The organism is Vibrio sp. Isolate23, assembly GCF_022398095.1.
GTDB lineage: Bacteria > Pseudomonadota > Gammaproteobacteria > Enterobacterales > Vibrionaceae > Vibrio > Vibrio coralliilyticus_A.
The window spans coordinates 147,185-168,317 of the sequence record NZ_JAKEUV010000005.1 but is presented as its reverse complement, the minus strand read 5'-3'; the positions used below and the strand labels follow the sequence as shown (position 1 = coordinate 168,317).

The following is a 21,133-nucleotide window of genomic DNA, read 5'->3' as shown; positions in this document are numbered from 1 at the left end:
TCTTATTGTGGTTTTAATTTTAAGGCCTTTCTTTGATTTTGTTTGTATGTGAGATCATTGTCACTAGTGTTGGGGAGGGTTAATTTATAGTGAAAAATTAATTCTGCCGTCTTGTTGTGATTATGTTCGCAAACTGAATTCTTTTCTTTAAATACTGGTGAGGTAACGGCCCTTTTCTCTATTAAGTTGATTTGAATTGTCGGTCTTTGCTAGGGGAATATGAGTTGTTTCATGTTGTGTAAAAACTCTTTAACTCCCTTTTGGGCTCAGTGGCCGACGTGCGTAAGGTGTATGCCGATAGCTTTGTTTAGGCAATAAAAAAGCCCGTTTCCGGGCTTAATCAATAGACTGGGTTGTTTAGCTGGTGAGAAGGTGTTGAAGCTTGTCACGAAGGTTTTCAATATGGGTGCGCTCAGGGCTCATCTCTTTACAGTGTTCCAAAATGTACTCTAATGAGCTCAACACGGTTCGCCAGCGAGGTGTTTTAGGCAACGTCTCGACTCGTAGATACTTATCTAGAGTTCGAGTTTGTAATGTACTGCGGTCAAGGTACACTCGCCACAAACCACTTTGCTCTGCAAATGCAAACTTACTTTGGCCCGTGACACTTTCCCAGTAATTCAGGGCACTTGTCATGGAATCGACCAATACTTCACGCATAATTTCCTGTTTGGACTTATTATCCGTTGTGACGCGGTCGGCCAAGCGTGTGAACTCACCTCCGAGTTCTTTTAATTCCTGAAGTTTGGCTTTGTCGCCTTCGAAGGCATAGCTGGAAAGCGCTTCAATGGCTGTTTCAAGATTGGTAATGCGTGCTGCATTCACACCACCACCGACATCGAAAATATACATGGATTTCAGCCCAGATCCCTCGGGAAGCTTTAGAATATCCGCAGATAAATGCTGACGAACATCTTCCACGTATATATCAATGACTCCACAATAATGCGGCTGTTCTACATTAAGGTATTTGGGTGCGATAAGTTCATCGGCGCTGGAGCGTCTAAGCTGCTCGGTTGTGCGTTTAAATAGTCTTGAGGCCGCGTCATTGGTGAAACGGACTTTATTATCATCACGCACACAAATAATGGCTTCTGGGGCAGACTCTAACTGTTCTAGTAATCGTCCTTGGGTTTCCAGCAGGCTAGCTTCAACCATGGCGCGCTGTTTAAGCTCATTTTGTAATTGTTGATTTTCAATTCTGCGCTGCTCCGCCTTACTGGCGGTTAAGTGTGCGGTTATTCGAGCGGCGAGTTCCTGTTTATTGAATGGCTTTGATAAGTAATCGTTCGCTCCGGCTTCAAAACCACGTACACGATCGTCAGGCTGATTTAATGCGGTCAGCATAATGACAGGTAATTGAGCGTGGTCGTAATCTTGTCGAAGCGTTTCGCACACTTGATAGCCGCTCATACCCGGCATCATGATATCGAGCAATAAAAGTTCGGGCTTCTCTTCTTGAACTGAGCCAATCGCTTCTTCCCCATTGTTAGCTGTACGCACTCGGTAACCTTCTAAACGGAGGAAGCTGTCTAACACACGTAGGTTGACCGGTTCGTCATCCACAATCAATAACAATGGCCCTTCGGGGTTTTCAGGCAAATTTGAACTCTCTATGAGTTCAAGATTATTGCTCTCCGGTGCGACGAAGTGAGCGTTCTCAATATCGTTGATTTGAGCGATCTGCTCTACTGATGCAATTGGTAGAGTGAAGCTGAAAGTGGTGCCGACCATTGGCTGGCTGCTCACATAGAGCGTACCTTGCATCAAATCAATTAACTGTCGGCTAATGGATAGGCCTAACCCTGCCCCTTGTCGATAGCGGCTGCTGTCGCTACCCGCTTGAATGAGCGGCTCAAAGATATGTTCAAGTTGATCGGCTGGTATACCTTGGCCAGTATCGACAACTTGTACGCGGATATTATCATCAACCTGAGTGGCAGATATGACTATTTTTCCTTCACTGGTGTACTTAATGGCATTGCCAACCAAGTTATACAGTACCTGCTCAAGACGTTGTGGATCCGCACTGACCCAAAGAGGCTCGGTAGGAACTTGGTTGATAATGCGAATTGGCTTGTTACCGACAAGGTGAGAAGACAGCTCCAAAACCAATCGTGTTGCGCCAGAAATGTCCACTGCGCGGGTTTCGATATCCAGATTACCATAACGCATTTTGTGATAATCAAGTAAATCATCGACTAAGGTTGCCAGCCTTTGACCACTACTGATGATGATGTCAAGTTGATATTTGTGGCTGGCGGTGATGGGGCCATTCGCACCTGAAATCAGTGCTTCGGCAATCCCAACCATGCCATGCAAAGGTGTGCGTAATTCATGGGAAGTTGTGGCAAGAAACTCGTCTTTAAGTTTGTTGGCTAGCTGTAATTCATCATTTTGCTTCTGAATCAGTTTTAGATTGCTTTCCAGTTCTTCATTTTGCTGTTTGATGAGCTGCATTTTGTCACGGATGGAACGTTGCATACGTTCAAAGCTCACCGCGAGACGACCAATTTCATCTTTACGCTCAGTATTGATGATATCGGTGTCAAGGTCGCCAGCAGAGACTTTCTCTGCAGCCCAAGTCAACTTAAGAAGCGGTGCGGTAATAAAGTTGGATAAGTAATGCGATGCCGCGACTACCAGTACAATTGCACATAACATGGCGAAGATGAAGAGGGTTTCGAGCTGATTCACTCGAGCAAAGGCCTCTTTTTCTGGAACTTCAACCACAATTGCCCATTCTACACCTTTGAAAGATATCGGGCTGTAAGCGGCAATAGTCGCTTCTCCAACTGTATTGATGTAAGTACCTACTTCCGTTCTTCCTAATAACGCTAAGTCTACGACTTCGCGACTTTTGTCGATGTCTTCTTGTTCATAAGCCATGGTGCGTGAACGATGGTCGGCACCTACCAACAAGGTTTTCATAGCTGAAGCATTGTTGGTATCAGCGATCAGCTTAGTGATGCCATTATTCGGTAAGCGGAACATGGCATAGCTATGGAGGTAACCTTGCTGAATTATGGGCGCACCTAGCCAAGCAACGGGTTTCCCTTTATCCATTTCAAAATCAGAAATGATAACAGGGGTATAATCTTCATTGGTCTTACGCTTTTCGGTGACTTGAGTTTTGAGCTTATGGAAAGTTTTGCCTAGGTTGCTATCGCGGAAACGACCAGTGAGGAGGTTAGTACCGTAGTTATCGTGTTTGTAGATCGAATAGGTGACATTACCTTCTAAATCAACTAGGAGGACGTCGTCAAAGTCAGAGCGTTTGAGAAGCTCTAGGTAAGCACGATGGTAGCGTTTATGCAGTAGGCGGTAGCGTTCAGTACCACTATAAACCTTAGACTGAGGAAGAATGGATGTTTTTATTTGATCGCCTGAACCTTGAATATAACGTCGTTGGGCGTAGTCACGTGCTTGTTCAATATCTAATCCTAAGCTACGAAAAGCATTGACCAATCCATAAAAGCGTCCACCGCTCGCATAAGCCAATTCTGAACGAACGAACCCCATGACTTCAGATTCTTTTGCATACATATAATCGACGACTTGTTGCTGTTTGCTGTCGCGTACTGAGAGCAAGTGCGAAGTGCTTTGTTCTTGCAGATCTTTGGTGTGAGATTGTAAAAAGAAGATAGCGATAATGGTGAGAGGGGTAATGCTGAGCACCAAAAACGCTAGCATCAAAGTATGTTGCAGGCGCTTGAATCTTTGTTTTCGATACAACTTAAACATGAGCTAACGAGACTTTCCGTAATCAAGATAGGCATACAATGCCCAAGTAAAATGTCACTTTCCTAGAATGACAAAATTAACGAGTTTTTTTACTTTGACAAGTAAGTCTGATTTAAAGCGTGGAGGGATGCGCAAATTTAGCGTAGCGGGGTGAGATAAGCCCGATATACAGGTTTGAATCGGGCTAGCTAGTTATTTCTTCGCGCAATAAATCGCGAATTTATTGGTCTTATTTAGCGTCTCGCAATTACCAAACGCTTGCTGAATAATGGGTGGGTATTTGAGGAAGCTATTCGCCACAATCAGTAACTGCCCCTGTGTATTCAGGTACTTTGGTGCATCAGCTAACAAGGTTTCTGTCGCACTGTAACTGGTATCTAGACCTGCATGGAAAGGAGGGTTGCTGATAATGAAGTGGTAATCATTGCTAGTGTCAGAGTAAATATCAGAGGCAAATACGCAACCTTTCAATCCGTTGGCTTCTAAAGTAGCTTTGCTTGACTCGACCGCTAGTGCGCTGATGTCACACATTTCCAGTTCGATGTCTGAATTGATGGTGGCCATGACTGAGCCAATCACACCGGCTCCACAGCCAAAGTCGAGTACTTTCCCGGTCAAGGATGGCAGTGTATCAAGGAGCAGTTTACTGCCCACATCAAACTGACCGTGGCTGAATACCCCAGGTAGGCTTTTTATTGTCAAGTCGTGGCCTTGGTAGCTGACTTGATACTGCTTAAACCAGTCTTTGAGGTTAAACTGGGCGGGCTGTTCAAGGCATTGTCCCCAGTAAAAAGAGCATCGCCTTGCTGAATCAAACTTATTAATTGGGCCATAAGCTTTAAACATCTTTTCAATGCTTTTTACCCCTGAACGGTTTTCGCCGACGACCACAATTTCCGTGCCTGGACCTAGCTTGGCGAATAGCATTGCCAGCAAAAACTCCGCTTCTGCTTTCGCTTTTGGCCAGTAAAGTAAGATCAAATCTGCTTGAGTTGACTGATCAAATTCAGCACCAAATACAGTCGTGAGCTGAGTGTGGGATTCTAGCCGACGGTAATAGCCATAGTGAGTTGTGAATACAGTAACGGATTCACAATGTTTGGCCAGTTCAACCGGAAATAGATCTTCTGATTCTCCGGCGACGAGAACATGCTTGCCTGCAAAGTAGGCGAGCTGTCGTTGTGCGATTTGGCTTGGGGCAATGTAAGCAGACATAGTGAACTCTGACAGAAAAAGACGGGGGATTTTCGCATAATCCCCCACATTCTTGAAGTTTTCCTGTTTCCTAGATCTTAGTTCTGATCTTGTTCATCAAGGAAATCTTTAAACTCTTCCTCATAAATATTAAATAGCACCATAGTAATGGCGAAGATCAGTGGGCCATAGATAAGGCCAATTAAACCGAATAAATGAAGACCACCTAACAAAGAAAAGAAGATCATTAAGGTGTTCATTCCTGCACTGCCTTGCATGAGCAATGGTCTTAGCAGATTATCGATTGAACCAACAACCGCCACACTCCAAATAGTGAGGAATATTGCCCAGGTGGTGTCTCCGGTCAGAAAGAGGTAAGCCGCGGCCGGAATCCAAATTAGGGCTGTCCCTACAACCGGTATAAAAGAAGCAAAACCCATCATCGTGCCCCAGAATAAACCGGGAAAGCCTGCGAGCCACATACCGATACCCCCAGCGACCCCCTGTGCAATCGCTGTGAGAAAAGATCCCATCACCGCGGATTTTGAAACTTGTTCAACTTCATCAAGCAGCTTGTCTTCTTGGCTGCGCGAGAGTGGCAAAATATGGCGAATCGCCGCGATGATTTTGTCGTGATCGCGAAGTAAGAAGAATAAAACAAATAACATCAGGAAAAAGTTGAGTAGGAAGTTAGTCGCATCTCCCAGTATTTTTGCACTGATACCGACAAGGTTAGAGCCAAATGATGTTGCAAATTGGGCTACTTTCTGGCCGATTTCTTGAGGTTGAACTTCATCAAAAGGTAAGTAAGTGTTGATGAGTGACAAACCTTTAATGACCCAAGGATGTTCAAATAACGCTTGGATACCACCGTGAGTGACCCATTGATAGACATTTTGCGAAAAGGAGGAGCCTTGTTGAACGATCGCGGCAAAAACAAACAGTAAAGGCAGTACTATGATGACAGTGAGCAAGGTACAGGATAGTAGTGAAGCGAGATTTCTGTAATTTGGCATCCTGTTCTCAATCCATTCATGAATTGGAAACATGAGCAGTGAGATGATAAATGCCATCACAATTGAGTTGATGTAAGGTTCAACTAATAAGAAACAGGCAAGGCCAGCAGCAAGCAGGGCAATAATCAACACCCTATGACTGGAAGTTATTTTGAGTTTTTCTGACACGTTAGTTGTCCAATGATTCGTCGCGATAGAAGTATAATGGCCGCAAAACACTGCGTCTTCAATGTAAAATCAAAATGTTATCAGCGGAGGGTAAAAATTATGGGCTGTTGTAACGATAAAAAAGCTTGTGGCGGGAGTACAAAGCAGAAGCGGAAGATACCATGGTTTTCTGTGATTATGATTTCTCTCTTAGTGTTAGTGATCGTGAACTGGCAATAAAAAGGCTGCAATTGCAGCCTTTTTGTTAGTTAAAAGAGGTTATCACGCCTTTTTAGCCAGAATGGCAAGACAGCGATCGGCCGCTTCTAAAGTTGCGTCAATCTCTTTGCTGCCGTGTGCTAATGAAGTAAAACTCGCTTCAAATGCAGACGGTGCTAAATAAACCCCGTGTTCTAGCATTAGGTGGAAGAAGCGTTTAAAGCGTTCGATATCACACTTAGTCACGTCTTCGTAGCAAGTTATTTCTTGTTGGTCAGTAAAGAAGAAACCAAACATACCGCCAACTTGGTTAACCACCATTGGAATCCCGTGTTGTTCCGCTAGAGCTTTAAAACCTTCAGCCAGTTGTTTGGTTTTTGAAGCAAGGCGTTTTTCGTTGCCTTCCTCTTTCAGTAAGCTCAGACAAGCGTAACCCGCAGCCATCGCTACTGGGTTGCCAGATAAGGTACCTGCCTGATAAACCGGGCCTGTTGGCGCAATGTATTGCATCACGTCTTTACGGCCACCAAAGGCACCCACAGGCATACCGCCACCGATAACTTTACCAAGCGTGGTGATATCTGGCTTAATGTTGTAATGACCCTGAGCTCCGCCTAAAGCGACACGGAAACCTGTCATAACTTCATCAAAGATCAGCAGTGCGCCTTCTTCATCACAGATTTGACGTAGTCCTTCGTGGAAACCTGCGACTGGTGGGATACAGTTCATATTGCCCGCTACGGGTTCAACGATGATACAAGCGATTTCGCCTTTATTGGCAGCAAAATGCTCGCGAACAGAATCCAAGTCATTAAACGTGGCTGTGAGCGTGTGCTTTGCAAAATCCGCAGGAACACCTGGCGAGCTTGGTTGACCAAGTGTTAATGCGCCAGAACCTGCTTTAACTAACAAGCTGTCGGCATGGCCATGGTAGCAGCCTTCGAATTTGATGATTTTATCGCGACTGGTGAAGCCGCGTGCAAGGCGGATGGCACTCATTGTAGCTTCTGTACCTGAACTCACCATGCGGACTTGTTCCATGGATGGTACCAGCTCAGAAACCAGCTCTGCCATTTGGATTTCCATTTCAGTTGGCGCACCAAAGCTTAGGCCACGCTGCGCGGCTTCAATCACGGCTTCGCGAATGACTGCATGGTTGTGGCCAAGGATCATCGGGCCCCAAGAACCAACATAATCAATGTAAGCTTTACCATCAGCATCGAAAATTAACGGGCCATCTGCACGTTCTACAAAGATAGGTGCACCGCCAACGCCGTTGAAAGCACGTACTGGAGAGTTAACGCCACCAGGAATGGTTTGTTGTGCTTTTTCGTAAAGCTCTGCTGATTTGGTCATGGATATATCCTCTTCTGATTGCTCGGACCAATTTGGCTGGCATTGTACCTGCCGATTCCGGTTCAAGAAAACGCTTTGCGCCACATTATGGGCAGTTTTCCATCAGGAAGGCGGTGTTTTTGTGAAAAAAAGCCGTCAGAGGTGGCGAATACTTGAACGGATAACTCAGGTATTAGATAATGACACGATTATACAAAGATGATTTATCCAATCCTGCTGAGAGCGATTGGATTTACACGAGTGAGAGAGGTCATCGTGAGCGAATTAAATATCCCACTAACATTTTCAGATGCAGCGGCACAACGTGTTGGTGCGCTCATTGCTGAAGAAGAAAACCCGAACCTAAAGCTACGTGTTTATATCACGGGTGGCGGTTGTAGTGGTTTCCAGTACGGTTTCACCTTTGATGAAAACGTTAATGATGGCGATACAACCATTGTTAATAGCGGTGTGACACTCGTCGTTGACCCGATGAGTTTACAGTACCTAGTCGGTGGTCAGGTTGATTATACCGAGGGTTTGGAAGGTTCTCGTTTCTTCGTCAATAACCCCAATGCCACGACAACGTGCGGATGTGGCGCTTCATTTAGCGTCTAAAGTAAAAGTCTAATTTGAAGAGCCGCGCTAAGTCGCGGCTTTTTAGTTTCTGCATATTCTATGCAACTAGGTAAGAACTGAGACCTCGGCTAGATTACTGCCCAACTGTATTTTATTTTTTATTGGTTAATTAATATCCTGAGCTTATCAAAGTTGGTGCTTTTACTCAGCAAAGGATTGTTATGGGCAGATTCTCACTTCTCCGCTTTCTCGCGGTCAGACCTTATATAGTGTCACTACTTATCATTCTACTTCTGTCTATTTGGCTCGGGCTAGGAACACTCAAAGCCGATGATGGTCAAGCAAATCACCAGGAAGAGGGAGTACCGCTTGCCAAAGTCGCTTTCCAAAACTTTACAGCACAAAATACCCACAAATCGATTGATTTATATGGTCGAACAGCACCAGATAAGCAAGCCCAACTGGGTGCTGAAATTGCAGGGAAAATTATTGAAATCAAAGTGCGCAAAGGCTCCAGTGTTAAACAAGGCCAAGTGATTGCTTTAATTGATAAAGGTGATCTCGAGATTCAACTTGAGCGAGCAAAAGCCATGCTTAAAGTGCGTGAGAAAGAGTACAAAGCGGCTAAATCATTGAAAAATAAAGGTTTGCAAGGTGAAGTCGCGTTTAGTAATGCCGAGGCTGCCTTGGTTGAAGCTCGAGCCATGGTGAGTAATGCGAACATCGCATTGAGAAATACAGCGGTGACAGCTCCGTTTAGTGGCATTGTCGATAGTTTATCGATTGAATTAGGTGACTTTGTTGGAGTTGGCGACCCAGTGGCGACATTGATCGACCTTAGCCAAATTGTTATTGAAGCGGATGTCAGTGAGCGCCACATTCAAGATTTGACCCTTAACCAATCGGCATCAGTTAGTTTTATTGGTGATGAAACGCTGGAGGGAAAAGTACGTTACATTTCACGGGTATCTTCTCCTTCTACTAATACTTTCCCGATTGAAATCGTGTTACCCAACCCACAGCAGCAGATTCCCGCAGGGATTAGTGCCGAAGTTGAGCTGAGTCTGAAACAGCAACTGGCGGTGAAAGTGACCCCTGCTATGTTGGCACTGGATGATTCGGGCAACCTAGGAGTCAAAACATTAGTGGATAAACGCGTTCATTTTGTTCCGATTCAGCTAGTCAAGGCCGAGCAGGATGGTGTGTGGCTGACAGGCTTGGGTGAGCAGGTCAGTATTATCACCACAGGGCAAGGCTTTGTGCGAGATGGCGATCCAGTGATCGCTGTCGAACAGCAATAATAAGGAGTCATTATGTACGCCTTAATTGATGCGGCTTTATCCCGTACTCGAACCATGCTAGTGCTGCTCGTTTTCGTCCTGATCGCTGGCGTTATGACTTACCTGACGGTACCGAAAGAGTCCAGCCCGGATATTACCATTCCAATAATCTATGTCTCCGTGGGGCATCAGGGAATTTCGCCGACCGATGCCGAGCGTCTCTTGGTTCGTCCGATTGAGCAGGAGTTACGTTCAATTGAAGGGGTTAAGGAAATGACCTCAACCGCTTCAGAAGGGCATGCTTCCGTGCAGTTAGAGTTCAGCGTCGGTGTGGATCTGAATAAAGCCATGGCGGATGTACGAGAAGCGGTTGATTTAGCAAAACCAAAACTACCGGAAGACAGTGATGAACCGACGGTCAATGAGGTGACGTTTGCTTCAGAAGAGCCAGCGCTGACGGTGGTTTTGTACGGCACCGTACCTGAGCGCACCATAGTGCAAATTGCCCGTCAACTCAGAGATAAGCTGGAGAGTTTTCGTCAGATCTTAGAAGTCGATATCGCTGGTGACAGGGAAGACATAGTCGAGATCGTTGTTGATCCTTTATTGATGGAAAGCTACGGATTAGACCAAGCGGATATCTATAACTTGATTGCTCTTAACAACCGAGTTGTGGCGGCAGGATTTGTTGATACCGGTTATGGCCGCTTCTCGGTGAAAGTCCCCTCCGTATTCGACTCGTTAAAAGATGTTCTTGAGTTGCCAGTTAAGGTTGATGGGAAACAAGTGATCACTTTCGGTGATGTCGCAACGGTGCGCAGAGCGTTTCGCGATCCTGAAAGCTACGCGCGTCTTGACGGTAAATCGGCGATTGTTTTGGATGTGAAAAAGCGCGCCGGTGAAAATATCATTGAGACTGTCGCTTTGATCAAGAAGGTGATGGAGGAAGGACAAAAACGCGCCGACTGGCCGAATAATTTGCAGGTCAAATACACTTGGGATCAGTCTAAAGACGTCAAAATGATGCTCAATGATCTGCAAAACAATATTTTGTCAGCGATCATTCTAGTTGTTGTGGTGATCATCGCAATCTTAGGTGTCCGAACGGCCTTATTGGTGGGCGTCTCCATTCCTGGTTCTTTTCTCACGGGGCTATTGGTGCTTTCTGTGTTTGGCCTGACGGTTAATATCGTAGTGCTGTTCTCTCTGATAATGGCGGTCGGTATGCTGGTGGACGGGGCAATTGTGGTGACAGAGTTTGCGGATCGGCGCATGCAAGAAGGCACGCCGCGTCGAGATGCATATCGGGATGCTGCTAAACGCATGGCATGGCCTATTACCGCGTCTACAGCGACAACTTTAGCGGCATTTGCGCCGCTATTGTTCTGGCCAGATATTACTGGCGAGTTTATGAAATACCTGCCTTTGACACTGATTGCGACATTGGCTGCGTCATTGGCGATGGCATTGTTGTTTGTTCCTGTACTAGGCGGTTTGATTGGTAAGCCACAACATGTGACTAAACAGCAACGTGAAAAAATGGTCGCTCTGCACGACGGCGACTTTTCCAATGCCACCGGGCTCACCAAGCTGTATTATGAAACGCTTAAATTGGCTTTACGCCACCCGCTCAAAATTCTATTAAGTGCGATTTTACTTGCTGTGGGAGTTGGTTTCACCTACGCCAAAGCGGGTTTAGGCGCGGAGTTCTTCCCTGAAGTGGACCCACCATTTTTTACTGTAAAAGTGCGTTCTTATGGCGATCTGTCGATAAACGAGAAAGACGTCATCATGCGTGATATCGAGGCAGTAATGCTTGGTCATGACGAATTTGAAAGCGTTTATACCAAAACGGGTGGGGATGATGAAATCGGGCAGATTCAGATCACGCCAGTGGATTGGCAATATCGCCGTAAAGTGAAAACCATTATTGATGAACTAAAGCAAACAACCGACCAATATGCTGGGGTAGAAATCGAGTACAAGTTCCCAGATGCCGGGCCGCCTGTGGAGCATGATCTGGTTATTGAAATGTCGACACGTATTCCGGGAGAACTAGATCGCGCGGCTAAAATGGTTCGTCATTGGGCAGATGCGTACCCTGCTTTCACCAATATTAGTGATACATCGAGTAAAGAGGGGATTGACTGGCAGATAGATATTCGCCGAGATGACGCGTCCCGATTCCTAGCTGATGCCACCTTAGTTGGTAACACGGTTCAGTTTGTCACCAATGGACTTAAGCTGGGGGATTACTTGCCAGATGATGCCACTGAAGAGGTCGATATTCTGGTGCGTTACCCAGAAGATAAGCGTGATATTGGCCGTTTCGATCAGCTTAAAGTCAAAACAGCAGCGGGTATGGTCCCTATCACCAACTTTGCCAGCATCATTCCCGATCATAAGCAGGACACTATTCGTCGTATAGACGGGCATAGAGTGATCAATATTTTTGCCGACATGAAAGAAAGTTACAATTTAGCGTTGGAACTACCGAAAATCGAAAAGGCCTTGGCTGAAATGGATTTACCTGAGGGGGTAGAGTTTAAGATACGTGGTCAGAATGAAGAGCAAGAGAACTCTTCAGCTTTCTTACAAAAAGCATTTTTGGTTGCACTCGTAGTGATGGCACTGATATTGATCACTCAATTTAATAGTTTTTATCAGGCATTTTTGATCCTTAGTGCAGTGCTATTCTCTACTGTTGGTGTGTTTGTCGGCCTACTTATTTTTCAAAAGCCGTTTGGTGTCATTATGTCGGGGATAGGTGTGATTGCCCTGGCGGGTATCGTCGTGAATAACAACATTGTTTTGATTGATACCTACAATCAGCTTCTTAAGCGAGGTTTGGATAAACGAGATGCAATTTTAAGGACTGGAGTACAGCGTTTGCGTCCTGTTCTGTTAACGACAGTGACGACCATTCTTGGTCTTTTGCCAATGGTGCTAGAAATGAACATCGACCTGATTAATCAGAAAATCGAATTTGGTGCTCCGAGTACCCAGTGGTGGTCGCAATTGGCGACTGCCGTTGCAGGAGGACTAGCGTTTGCAACGGTACTAACGCTGGTATTGACGCCCTGCTTACTCATGCTTGGTCGACAGCACAAGGTCGAGGAAAGTGCAAATATTGTCCTAGAAGAGTAGCTCTGCTTCGTAAGGCTAAATGGAAAATGTCCCTTGAACACCAACTCGGGGTTCAAGGGACAGACTATTAGCGCTTTAGTTAGTGACTAATTAGAAGTCGTAACGTAGACCTAGAGCAATTTCGTCTTCTGATTGGATCTTAGTTGCGTTACCAACTGTAGTGTCAACAGAGCCGATCTTGTCGCCTTCACTGATTAGGTTAAAGTTGTAAGAAACGTAACCACGGAAATTAGGCTTAAAGTAGTATGTTGCATCGATTGCTACATTGTCAGCAGAAGTCTCGTTGTTAGTTTCTGCGTTGTTGTAGGTAGTCGAGAATACAGTCTGACCCATAGTATAAGCCGCTGCAAGTTCGTAACCCGTGTAGTCAACAGTGCTCTTTGAGTTAGAAAGCTGCTTTTCACCGTCAGTGTAGATACCAGCAAAGTAAAGGTCATTGATTGAGTATGACGCAGTACCCATGTACTCGTTAGCTTCGTCTTGAGCTGCGTAACCTGCACCTAGCTTAACGCCAGTTTCACCGATTGCGTAGATTGCTGATAGAGAGTAGCCATCTGCATCGTTATCTGTGTATGAACCAGGGTTTGTTGTGTCTTCTGTGCGGTCAGCAAAACGGTAGCTTGCTTTTAGACCTAGGTCAGCAAATTGGCCTTTGTAAGAGATCATATTGTCTGAACGATCAGCTACAGCTAGTTTGTCTGCTGCAGAGTTACCGTGGTAAGCCATGATATCGGTAAAGTCTGTTAACACGCCTAGGGCACCTTCGTTTTTACCGTAAGTAACTTCACCGAACTTACCACCAAGACCACCATACAGGTAACGGTTTGTTAGAGTGTCTGTGCTGCTGTCTGTAGCGCCACCATTTTCGTTTGTAGTGAACTCACCTTCGTAGAAGCCGACACCGTATAGGCTGTCAGTAATCTGAGCTGTACCAAGGAAGTTTAGGCGTACGCGAGAGTTATCTTCAGCTTTGCCATCTTTTAGCGATAGGCGAGCTTCAGCACGACCACCCATTTCGATAGTGTTACCGTCTTGGTTGTAGATTTCCGCTGCGTTTGCGCCAGTTGCCACTGCTGCTGCAGAAACTGCTAGAGCGATCAGAGTTTTGTTCATCTTATAAGTCCTAATTTACTGTCCATAAATAGTTTGGAGAAAATGTTCAACGTTGTTGTTCGTTTCACTTTTCCTTTCTTCCGTTCTATAGCTCAAGTGCACAGTGGAATAAGAAACACAACACACATTGAGTGCCATAGAGCATTTGGTGTGCATTGTTGTACCGTCAAAGTTCCTTGATGAGTTAGTAAAATGATATAAATTGGGCTAGTGAACAGTGTTTTATTTAACGTAAAAAATTATCAAGTTATTGTATTTTAATTATTATTTTTGCTTTTTTATCGATTCTTTATACATTTGTTATTTAGATTTTTTTATTCAATAGTTGAACTATAAAAAGAATTTCGCAGAGCTATTTAGCTGATTGAATTATCATATTGAAGACGTAAAAGTTATGAGTATTGAATTCAGATGATTTAGTCGTTAACTTTGTTTACACTAAAGGAAATTGATTAGTTAACCCACTACCTAATCCACAGGATTAGGTAGTTTTGTTTTGTCCAAAGATAGCTTTGGCAATGAGGTAAACAATGGAAAAAGTCCCAATGACAGTGCGCGGTGAACAAAAGCTGCGCGAAGAATTAGACCGCCTACTAAAGCTTCGTCCACAGATTTCTGAAGCTATTGCAGAAGCGCGTGAACTCGGTGACCTGAAAGAAAATGCGGAGTACCATGCAGCCCGTGAAGAGCAGGGGATCTGCGAAGCACAAATCCGTGACATCGAATACAAGCTATCGGTAGCTCAGGTTATTGACGTCACTAAAATGGATAACTCAGGCAAGGTTATCTTTGGTTCGACAGTGACACTGATTGACTGTGACACTGAAGAAGAGAAAACATACCAGATTGTCGGTGACGACGAAGCAGATATTAAAGCAGGTCGTATTTCTGTGAGCTCGCCAATCGCCCGTGGTTTAATTGGCAAGATGGAAGGCGATGAAGTTGTGATTTCTACACCAGGTGGTGATCGTGATTTCGAAATCGACAGTGTTGAGTATGTGTAAAACTCTTTTCACCTGAAACTAAAAAGGTCGCTGAGTGCGACCTTTTTTATACCGTTAAAATCTCAATCCACTTTATTTACGTGGTAATTCGATTTTACGATCTTCAGTCTGACGATACAGAACCAGTGTCTTACCGATGACTTGTACTTTTTCTGCGCCAGTTTCGCGAACGATAGCTTCAATAATCAGGTTTTTCGTTTCGCGATCTTCAGAGGCTACTTTTACTTTAATCAGCTCATGGTGATTAAGAGCAATTTCGATTTCCGCTAGAACAGCCTCAGTGAGTCCATTTGCGCCCATAAGCACAACAGGTTTTAGACTGTGCGCTAGGCCTTTTAGATGCTGTTTTTGTTTGGTGCTTAGGTTCATTACGCGGCCAATTTTCTTTACTATAAGGGTTGAAAAATACCATTTTAACGCCATCTACCCTTGAAGACTATAATTTATTGGGTAAGTTGGTCCCTCTATTAGTTAGGAATCGAATGAGTAAACAGAAACATTCGGCAAGCTCTGGCCGTTGGTTGAAAGAACATTTTGATGATAAATTCGCGAATGAAGCGCGTAAAAAAGGCTACCGTTCACGAGCCTATTTCAAGATGGAAGAGATTCAAAACAAAGACAAAATACTCAAATCTGGGATGACTGTCGTCGATTTAGGTGCGGCTCCCGGTGGTTGGTCTCAATATGCTGCTAAGATAGTAGGTGATGAAGGTAAAATCATCGCGTGTGATTTGCTTCCAATGGATCCTATTGCTGGAGTGAGCTTTTTACAGGGAGACTTCCGTGAAGATGCTGTATTAGAAGCGTTACTGGATAGAATCCAACCTTCTATGGTCAATGTTGTGATGTCAGATATGGCGCCAAACATTGCTGGGAATAATTCGGTTGATCAGCCACGAGCTATGTATTTGGTCGAATTAGCTTTAGATATGTGTCGACAAGTTCTTGCGCCCAATGGTAGTTTTGTTGTGAAAGTATTTCAGGGCGAAGGCTTCGATCAATACGTTAAAGACGTTCGTGAAATGTTCAAAGTCGTGAAAATCCGTAAACCTGATTCTTCAAGGGCTCGCTCCCGAGAAGTATTTATTGTAGCCACTGGTTACAAAGGTTAACTATTTGCTCTACAGAGCAGCAGTTAACACTGTAGCTACAGTCAACAAACTGTAGTACCCTACCTTTAATTACAATTAGTTATCGCGAGGCTGACACCTTGAGTGACATGGCAAAAAATTTAATTCTGTGGCTTGTGATCGCCGTAGTCTTGATGTCGGTTTTCCAGAGCTTTGGCCCTGGGGAAAGTAACGGCAGAGCGGTTGATTACACCACGTTTGTACAGGAAGTTGGCCAAGGCCAGATTCAGGAAGCAACATTTAAAGGCGAGGAAATCACTTTCACTCGCCGTGGCGGTGGCTCGCGTTATGTTACTTACATGCCGGTCTATGACCAGAAATTGCTGGATGACCTGATTAACCAGAATGTGAAAGTGCAAGGTACTCCTCCAGAAGAGCAGAGCTTGCTTGGCACGATCTTTATTTCTTGGTTCCCAATGATTTTACTGATTGGTGTATGGATTTTCTTCATGCGTCAAATGCAAGGCGGTGGTGGTAAAGGTGCCATGTCTTTCGGTAAGAGCAAAGCTCGTATGATGAGCGAAGAGCAAATCAAAACCACATTCGGCGATGTTGCTGGTTGTGATGAAGCAAAAGAAGACGTTAAAGAGCTGGTAGATTACCTGCGTGATCCAAGCCGCTTCCAGAAGTTGGGCGGTAAGATCCCAACTGGTGTTTTGATGGTTGGTCCTCCTGGTACAGGTAAGACGCTTTTGGCTAAAGCGATTGCCGGTGAAGCGAAAGTACCATTCTTTACCATTTCTGGTTCTGACTTTGTGGAAATGTTTGTTGGTGTTGGTGCATCTCGTGTACGCGACATGTTCGAACAAGCGAAAAAAGCAGCACCTTGTATCATCTTTATTGACGAGATTGATGCAGTCGGTCGTCAGCGTGGCGCCGGCGTGGGTGGCGGTCACGATGAACGTGAGCAAACACTAAACCAAATGTTGGTTGAAATGGATGGTTTTGAAGGTAACGAAGGTATTATTGTTATCGCTGCAACCAACCGCCCAGACGTTCTTGACCCTGCTCTACTTCGTCCTGGTCGTTTTGACCGCCAAGTGGTTGTAGGTCTACCAGACGTTCGTGGTCGTGAACAGATTCTTAAAGTTCACATGCGTAAAGTACCACTAGCTGGTGATGTAGAGCCATCTCTTATCGCTCGTGGTACACCAGGCTTCTCGGGTGCTGATCTGGCTAACCTAGTTAACGAAGCTGCCTTGTTTGCAGCGCGTGGTAACAAGCGCAACGTTTCTATGGTTGAGTTTGAATTGGCCAAAGACAAGATCATGATGGGTGCTGAGCGCCGTTCTATGGTGATGTCGGAAGAGACGAAAGAGTCAACGGCTTACCATGAAGCGGGTCACGCGATTGTTGGTCGTCTGGTTCCTGAACATGATCCAGTTTATAAGGTGTCTATCATTCCACGTGGTCGTGCGCTAGGTGTGACGATGTACTTGCCTGAGCAAGACCGAGTGAGCATGTCTCGCCAGCACTTAGAGTCAATGGTTTCCAGCCTATACGGCGGCCGTCTTGCTGAAGAACTTATCTACGGCGCGGACAAAGTATCGACTGGTGCTTCTAACGATATCGAACGTGCAACCGATATTGCGCGTAAGATGGTGACTCAATGGGGCTTCTCCGAAAAGTTAGGTCCGCTACTTTACGCAGAAGATGAAGGCGAAGTTTTTCTTGGTCGTAGCGTAACGCAAACGAAGCACATGTCAGATGATACAGCTAAGCTTATTGATGACGAAGTGCGTAGTATCATTGATCGCAACTACGAACGTGCTAAGAAAATTCTTGAAGAAAACATGGACATTATGCATGCAATGAAGGATGCATTAATGAAATACGAAACCATCGATGCAGGTCAAATTGATGATCTGATGGAGCGTAAAGCCGAAATTCGTGAGCCTGCAGGTTGGAGTGATAATAGTGGCAATAAGCCAGAATCCAAGCCTGAGAATAAGGTAGAAGAGAAAGAGTCACCAAGTGAAGCAAAAGACGAAGAGCCAACTGCTTCACAAGAGAACACTTCAGCAGAAGCGACTGAGAAGAAAGACTCAGAATAGTGTATTTGATTAAGAGAAACCCCGAGGAAACTCGGGGTTTTTGTATTTATGATATTAAAAGCAAACAATAAAACTCTCGATTTATCTGGCCCCCAAGTGATGGGGATATTAAATGTAACGCCGGATTCTTTTTCTGATGGTGGTCAGTTTCAAGCATTAGACGATGCACTTAATCAAGCTCAACGTATGATTGATGCCGGCATCACCATTATTGATATCGGTGGCGAGTCGACTCGTCCAGGAGCTCCTGATGTTGATTTAGAAGAAGAATTACAGCGAACTATTCCTGTGATTAAAGCGATTCGTACATTCTCTGATGTGTGGATCTCAATTGATACCAGCAAAGCTGAAGTGATGAGGCAAGCGGCTGAAGCCGGAGCTGACATCATTAATGATGTGCGAGCACTTCAAGAACCTAATGCGCTTGAAGTCGCAGCCGCGACTGGATTACCGGTTTGCCTCATGCATATGCAAGGCCAACCTCGCACTATGCAAGCCAATCCACATTATGATGATCTGCTCAAAGAAGTGGAAAAGTTTCTTCACGAGCGTATTAAGGCGTGTGAAGAGGTAGGTATCGCACGAGAACAGCTCATACTCGATCCCGGGTTTGGTTTTGGAAAAACACTAGATCACAACTATCAGATGCTGTCTCATCTAGAAGAACTTCATCAATTTGGCTTGCCAATACTAGCGGGAATGTCGAGAAAATCTATGATCTTCAAGCTGCTCGACAAAGCACCAACGGAGTGCGTGTCAGCTAGCGTAGCATGCGCTACAATCGCGGCGATGAAAGGGGCTCAAATCATCCGAGTTCACGATTTTGAACAAACGCTTGATGCGATGAAAATAGTCTCAATGGTACGAAAAAACCACTGAGAAAAAGATGATAAAAAGGAATAAATATGTCTGATAAAAGACGATATTTTGGGACTGATGGTGTACGTGGAAAAGTGGGTCAGTATCCCATTACCCCTGATTTTGTCCTTAAACTTGGTTGGGCTGCGGGGCGTGTTCTAGCAAAGCAGGGCACAAAGAAAGTTATTATTGGTAAAGATACGCGTATTTCAGGTTATATGCTGGAATCAGCACTTGAAGCAGGACTCGCGGCTGCAGGCCTAAAGGCCACATTTACAGGGCCAATGCCAACCCCAGCAGTTGCTTACCTAACTCAAACATTTCGTGCTGAAGCGGGTATTGTGATTTCGGCTTCTCATAACCCTTATTATGATAATGGTATTAAATTCTTCTCTTCGGAAGGGACTAAGCTACCTGATGATATTGAGTTAGCAATTGAAGCTGAGTTGGACAAAGATATTGAATGTGTTGAGTCATCTTTGCTGGGCAAAGCAAGCCGTTTGAATGACGCGGCCGGGCGTTATATCGAATTCTGTAAAAGCACTTATCCTTCTGAGTTGAGCCTTGCTGGGTTAAAAATTGTAGTGGATTGTGCGCATGGCGCAACTTACCATATTGCACCAGCCGTCTTTAGTGAGTTAGGCGCCGATGTTATTGCTATGGGCATTGAGCCTGATGGTACGAATATTAACCACGAAGTCGGTGCAACGGACGTTAAAGCTTTACAGAAAAGAGTTGTGGAAGAACAGGCTCACCTAGGCTTAGCATTCGATGGCGATGGTGATCGCATCATTATGGTTGATCATCTAGGTAATAAGGTAGATGGTGACCAGATTGCCTATATTATCGCTCGTGACGCGCTGCGCCGTGGAGAATTAAAAGGCGGGGTTGTCGGGACTCTGATGACAAACCTAGGCATGGAAAATGGCCTCAAACAACTGGGTATTCCCTTTGTTCGTGCTGCAGTCGGTGACCGCTATGTTATGGAGCAGTTGCTTGAGAAAGGCTGGAAGATCGGGGCGGAAAATTCAGGCCACGTGATTTTACTTGATAAGGTGACAACGGGAGATGCTATTGTTGCTGCGTTGCAAGTACTTGCTTCAGTTGTTGGTAGTGGCATGTCCCTGCATGAACTTTCTCAAGGTATGACCTTATACCCTCAAGTACTGGAAAATGTCCGTTTTTCTGGTGATTCTAATCCTCTCGAAGCGGAAGCGGTGCAAGCGTCTGTTGTTGAAGTTGAAACAGAGCTTGGTGATAAAGGTCGAGTGCTGTTACGTAAATCAGGTACTGAGCCGCTTATCCGAGTCATGGTGGAAGGTGAAGACGCTGAATTAGTGAAATCATCAGCACTAAAAATTGCAGATGCGGTGAAAGCTAGCTTCTAAGGCTTTTCATTTCGTTTAGTCGTATAATAGCGGTGCCTGCTTGTGATAGCATGGCACCGTTTTTTATTCTAGCGATTTGCCATTATGACGACTCGAGAGCTTACATACTTACACGAAATGGGGATTCAAGCCTATCAACTGGCTCACCCGGAAAGGTTGCAAGGCTACAGTGTTGAAGGTATTGCTTTACCTGATGATTGCAAAATGCTCTTAGTATCACCTCAACAGCCGTTAGGCTCTACCGTAACCTTGTTTGAGAATATTTTAAAAACCATCAATTTGACGTTAGAGCAATCTCTCTATTTAGCCCCAGAGCATCAGGCTCTACTGGAGAATTCTCAGGTTGATTGGATCTGGTTTGCTGGCTGTGAAGCTCAGTTGGAGTTGGGGCAGAGGACGCTACGATCTCCATGCCTAAATGAAATTGATGGCAATCAGCAACATAAGCGCGTGCTCTGGCAACAAATTCAAGCTTTAAAATAATATGACCCTACTTCCTTTAGCTGAGGCTCACCTCGATTCGGTGTACTCAATAGAAACCCAAGCACATAGTCACCCTTGGTCAGAAGCGATGATTCGCGATGTGACAAGCAGAGGGGCGTGTCATCACGTGTTGATGGATGACGATAAGGTGGTTGGTTACTTTTATGCTCAGAATATAGTGGGTGAGGTGACTCTTCTGAACATCGCCGTTGATCCTGCTCAGCAAGGTAGAGGGTACGGCAAACAACTGATTGAGTCGTTTTTAACCATGTGTGAGCAAGTAAAAGCGGAAAGCGCGTGGTTAGAGGTGAGGGAAAGCAATACTCGCGCGGCTAACTTGTATGAGTCGGTAGGCTTTAATGAAGTTGATCGCCGTGTTAACTACTACCCAACGGCGACCGGAAAAGAAGATGCCATTATCATGAGCTACATCTTCTTCTAG

General features: G+C 45.0%; 16 protein-coding genes. 10 read left to right on the top strand and 6 right to left on the bottom strand.

Annotated elements, in window-relative coordinates; all coding sequences use genetic code 11:
- Positions 1 to 357: 357 nt before the first annotated feature.
- The 4 genes from L1D31_RS14355 to hemL all read right to left on the bottom strand — a co-directional run bounded on the left by L1D31_RS14355 (position 358) and on the right by hemL (position 7,676).
- The gene (locus tag L1D31_RS14355) at positions 358 to 3,744 is read right to left on the bottom strand and encodes a response regulator (RefSeq protein WP_239837778.1); all 3,387 of its coding nucleotides are present in this window, start codon (positions 3,742 to 3,744) and stop codon (positions 358 to 360) included.
- A 192-nt stretch (positions 3,745 to 3,936) separates the two neighbouring features.
- The gene (gene rsmC / locus L1D31_RS14350; RefSeq protein ID WP_239837777.1) at positions 3,937 to 4,959 is read right to left on the bottom strand and encodes a 16S rRNA (guanine(1207)-N(2))-methyltransferase RsmC; all 1,023 of its coding nucleotides are present in this window, start codon (positions 4,957 to 4,959) and stop codon (positions 3,937 to 3,939) included.
- Positions 4,960 to 5,036: 77 nt separating this feature from the next.
- Positions 5,037 to 6,122: an AI-2E family transporter gene (locus L1D31_RS14345; RefSeq protein ID WP_239837776.1), complete on the bottom strand. Its 1,086-nt coding sequence runs from the start codon at positions 6,120 to 6,122 to the stop codon at positions 5,037 to 5,039.
- Positions 6,123 to 6,383: 261 nt separating this feature from the next.
- Positions 6,384 to 7,676 carry a glutamate-1-semialdehyde 2,1-aminomutase gene (gene hemL, locus L1D31_RS14340; RefSeq protein ID WP_239837775.1) on the bottom strand — a complete coding sequence of 431 codons (1,293 nt, stop codon included), beginning with the start codon at positions 7,674 to 7,676 and terminating at the stop codon, positions 6,384 to 6,386.
- Positions 7,677 to 7,931: 255 nt separating this feature from the next.
- On the opposite strand from hemL, the gene erpA reads away from it, so the two are divergent.
- The 3 genes from erpA to L1D31_RS14325 all read left to right on the top strand — a co-directional run bounded on the left by erpA (position 7,932) and on the right by L1D31_RS14325 (position 12,661).
- Positions 7,932 to 8,273, top strand: a complete 342-nt coding sequence (erpA, locus tag L1D31_RS14335) for an iron-sulfur cluster insertion protein ErpA (RefSeq protein ID WP_239837774.1) — start codon at positions 7,932 to 7,934, stop codon at positions 8,271 to 8,273.
- Between the two features lie 182 nt (positions 8,274 to 8,455).
- Entirely contained in the window at positions 8,456 to 9,535 is a 1,080-nt protein-coding gene (locus L1D31_RS14330) for an efflux RND transporter periplasmic adaptor subunit (protein ID WP_239837773.1), read from the top strand.
- A 12-nt stretch (positions 9,536 to 9,547) separates the two neighbouring features.
- Entirely contained in the window at positions 9,548 to 12,661 is a 3,114-nt protein-coding gene (locus L1D31_RS14325) for an efflux RND transporter permease subunit (protein WP_239837772.1), read from the top strand.
- Positions 12,662 to 12,751: 90 nt separating this feature from the next.
- On the opposite strand, the gene L1D31_RS14320 is transcribed toward L1D31_RS14325, so the two are convergent.
- Positions 12,752 to 13,774 carry a porin gene (locus L1D31_RS14320; protein WP_239837771.1) on the bottom strand — a complete coding sequence of 341 codons (1,023 nt, stop codon included), beginning with the start codon at positions 13,772 to 13,774 and terminating at the stop codon, positions 12,752 to 12,754.
- Between the two features lie 530 nt (positions 13,775 to 14,304).
- Here L1D31_RS14320 and greA point away from each other — a divergent pair.
- Positions 14,305 to 14,778, top strand: coding sequence for a transcription elongation factor GreA (gene greA / locus L1D31_RS14315; RefSeq protein ID WP_239837770.1), 474 nt, complete (start codon positions 14,305 to 14,307; stop codon positions 14,776 to 14,778).
- Positions 14,779 to 14,850: 72 nt separating this feature from the next.
- Here the strand turns inward: greA and yhbY are convergent, their stop codons facing one another.
- Positions 14,851 to 15,147, bottom strand: coding sequence for a ribosome assembly RNA-binding protein YhbY (gene yhbY, locus L1D31_RS14310; RefSeq protein WP_239837769.1), 297 nt, complete (start codon positions 15,145 to 15,147; stop codon positions 14,851 to 14,853).
- A 113-nt stretch (positions 15,148 to 15,260) separates the two neighbouring features.
- Between yhbY and rlmE the strand changes: the two genes are divergently transcribed.
- The 6 genes from rlmE (at position 15,261) to rimI (ending at position 21,133) form a co-directional block, all read left to right on the top strand.
- Positions 15,261 to 15,890: a 23S rRNA (uridine(2552)-2'-O)-methyltransferase RlmE gene (gene rlmE / locus L1D31_RS14305; RefSeq protein WP_239837768.1), complete on the top strand. Its 630-nt coding sequence runs from the start codon at positions 15,261 to 15,263 to the stop codon at positions 15,888 to 15,890.
- 107 nt (positions 15,891 to 15,997) lie between these two features.
- Positions 15,998 to 17,962 carry an ATP-dependent zinc metalloprotease FtsH gene (ftsH, locus tag L1D31_RS14300; protein ID WP_239837767.1) on the top strand — a complete coding sequence of 655 codons (1,965 nt, stop codon included), beginning with the start codon at positions 15,998 to 16,000 and terminating at the stop codon, positions 17,960 to 17,962.
- A gap of 48 nt (positions 17,963 to 18,010) precedes the next feature.
- Positions 18,011 to 18,841, top strand: coding sequence for a dihydropteroate synthase (gene folP / locus L1D31_RS14295; RefSeq protein WP_239837766.1), 831 nt, complete (start codon positions 18,011 to 18,013; stop codon positions 18,839 to 18,841).
- A gap of 26 nt (positions 18,842 to 18,867) precedes the next feature.
- The gene (gene glmM, locus L1D31_RS14290; protein ID WP_239837765.1) at positions 18,868 to 20,208 is read left to right on the top strand and encodes a phosphoglucosamine mutase; all 1,341 of its coding nucleotides are present in this window, start codon (positions 18,868 to 18,870) and stop codon (positions 20,206 to 20,208) included.
- Positions 20,209 to 20,292: 84 nt separating this feature from the next.
- Complete coding sequence (locus tag L1D31_RS14285; protein WP_239837764.1) at positions 20,293 to 20,691, top strand: DNA polymerase III subunit psi; 399 nt, start codon at positions 20,293 to 20,295, stop codon at positions 20,689 to 20,691.
- A gap of 1 nt (position 20,692) precedes the next feature.
- Positions 20,693 to 21,133, top strand: coding sequence for a ribosomal protein S18-alanine N-acetyltransferase (gene rimI / locus L1D31_RS14280; RefSeq protein WP_239837763.1), 441 nt, complete (start codon positions 20,693 to 20,695; stop codon positions 21,131 to 21,133).

Excerpts from the sequence above, each read along its gene's own strand:
- L1D31_RS14355 (WP_239837778.1), bottom strand. The coding sequence starts at position 3,744 with ATGTTTAAGTTGTATCGAAAACAAAGATTCAAGCGCCTGCAACATACT.
- rsmC (WP_239837777.1), bottom strand. The coding sequence starts at position 4,959 with ATGTCTGCTTACATTGCCCCAAGCCAAATCGCACAACGACAGCTCGCC.
- hemL (WP_239837775.1), bottom strand. The coding sequence starts at position 7,676 with ATGACCAAATCAGCAGAGCTTTACGAAAAAGCACAACAAACCATTCCT.
- L1D31_RS14330 (WP_239837773.1), top strand. The coding sequence starts at position 8,456 with ATGGGCAGATTCTCACTTCTCCGCTTTCTCGCGGTCAGACCTTATATA.
- L1D31_RS14325 (WP_239837772.1), top strand. The coding sequence starts at position 9,548 with ATGTACGCCTTAATTGATGCGGCTTTATCCCGTACTCGAACCATGCTA.
- L1D31_RS14320 (WP_239837771.1), bottom strand. The coding sequence starts at position 13,774 with ATGAACAAAACTCTGATCGCTCTAGCAGTTTCTGCAGCAGCAGTGGCA.
- greA (WP_239837770.1), top strand. The coding sequence starts at position 14,305 with ATGGAAAAAGTCCCAATGACAGTGCGCGGTGAACAAAAGCTGCGCGAA.
- yhbY (WP_239837769.1), bottom strand. The coding sequence starts at position 15,147 with ATGAACCTAAGCACCAAACAAAAACAGCATCTAAAAGGCCTAGCGCAC.
- rlmE (WP_239837768.1), top strand. The coding sequence starts at position 15,261 with ATGAGTAAACAGAAACATTCGGCAAGCTCTGGCCGTTGGTTGAAAGAA.
- ftsH (WP_239837767.1), top strand. The coding sequence starts at position 15,998 with ATGGCAAAAAATTTAATTCTGTGGCTTGTGATCGCCGTAGTCTTGATG.
- folP (WP_239837766.1), top strand. The coding sequence starts at position 18,011 with ATGATATTAAAAGCAAACAATAAAACTCTCGATTTATCTGGCCCCCAA.
- glmM (WP_239837765.1), top strand. The coding sequence starts at position 18,868 with ATGTCTGATAAAAGACGATATTTTGGGACTGATGGTGTACGTGGAAAA.
- L1D31_RS14285 (WP_239837764.1), top strand. The coding sequence starts at position 20,293 with ATGACGACTCGAGAGCTTACATACTTACACGAAATGGGGATTCAAGCC.
- rimI (WP_239837763.1), top strand. The coding sequence starts at position 20,693 with ATGACCCTACTTCCTTTAGCTGAGGCTCACCTCGATTCGGTGTACTCA.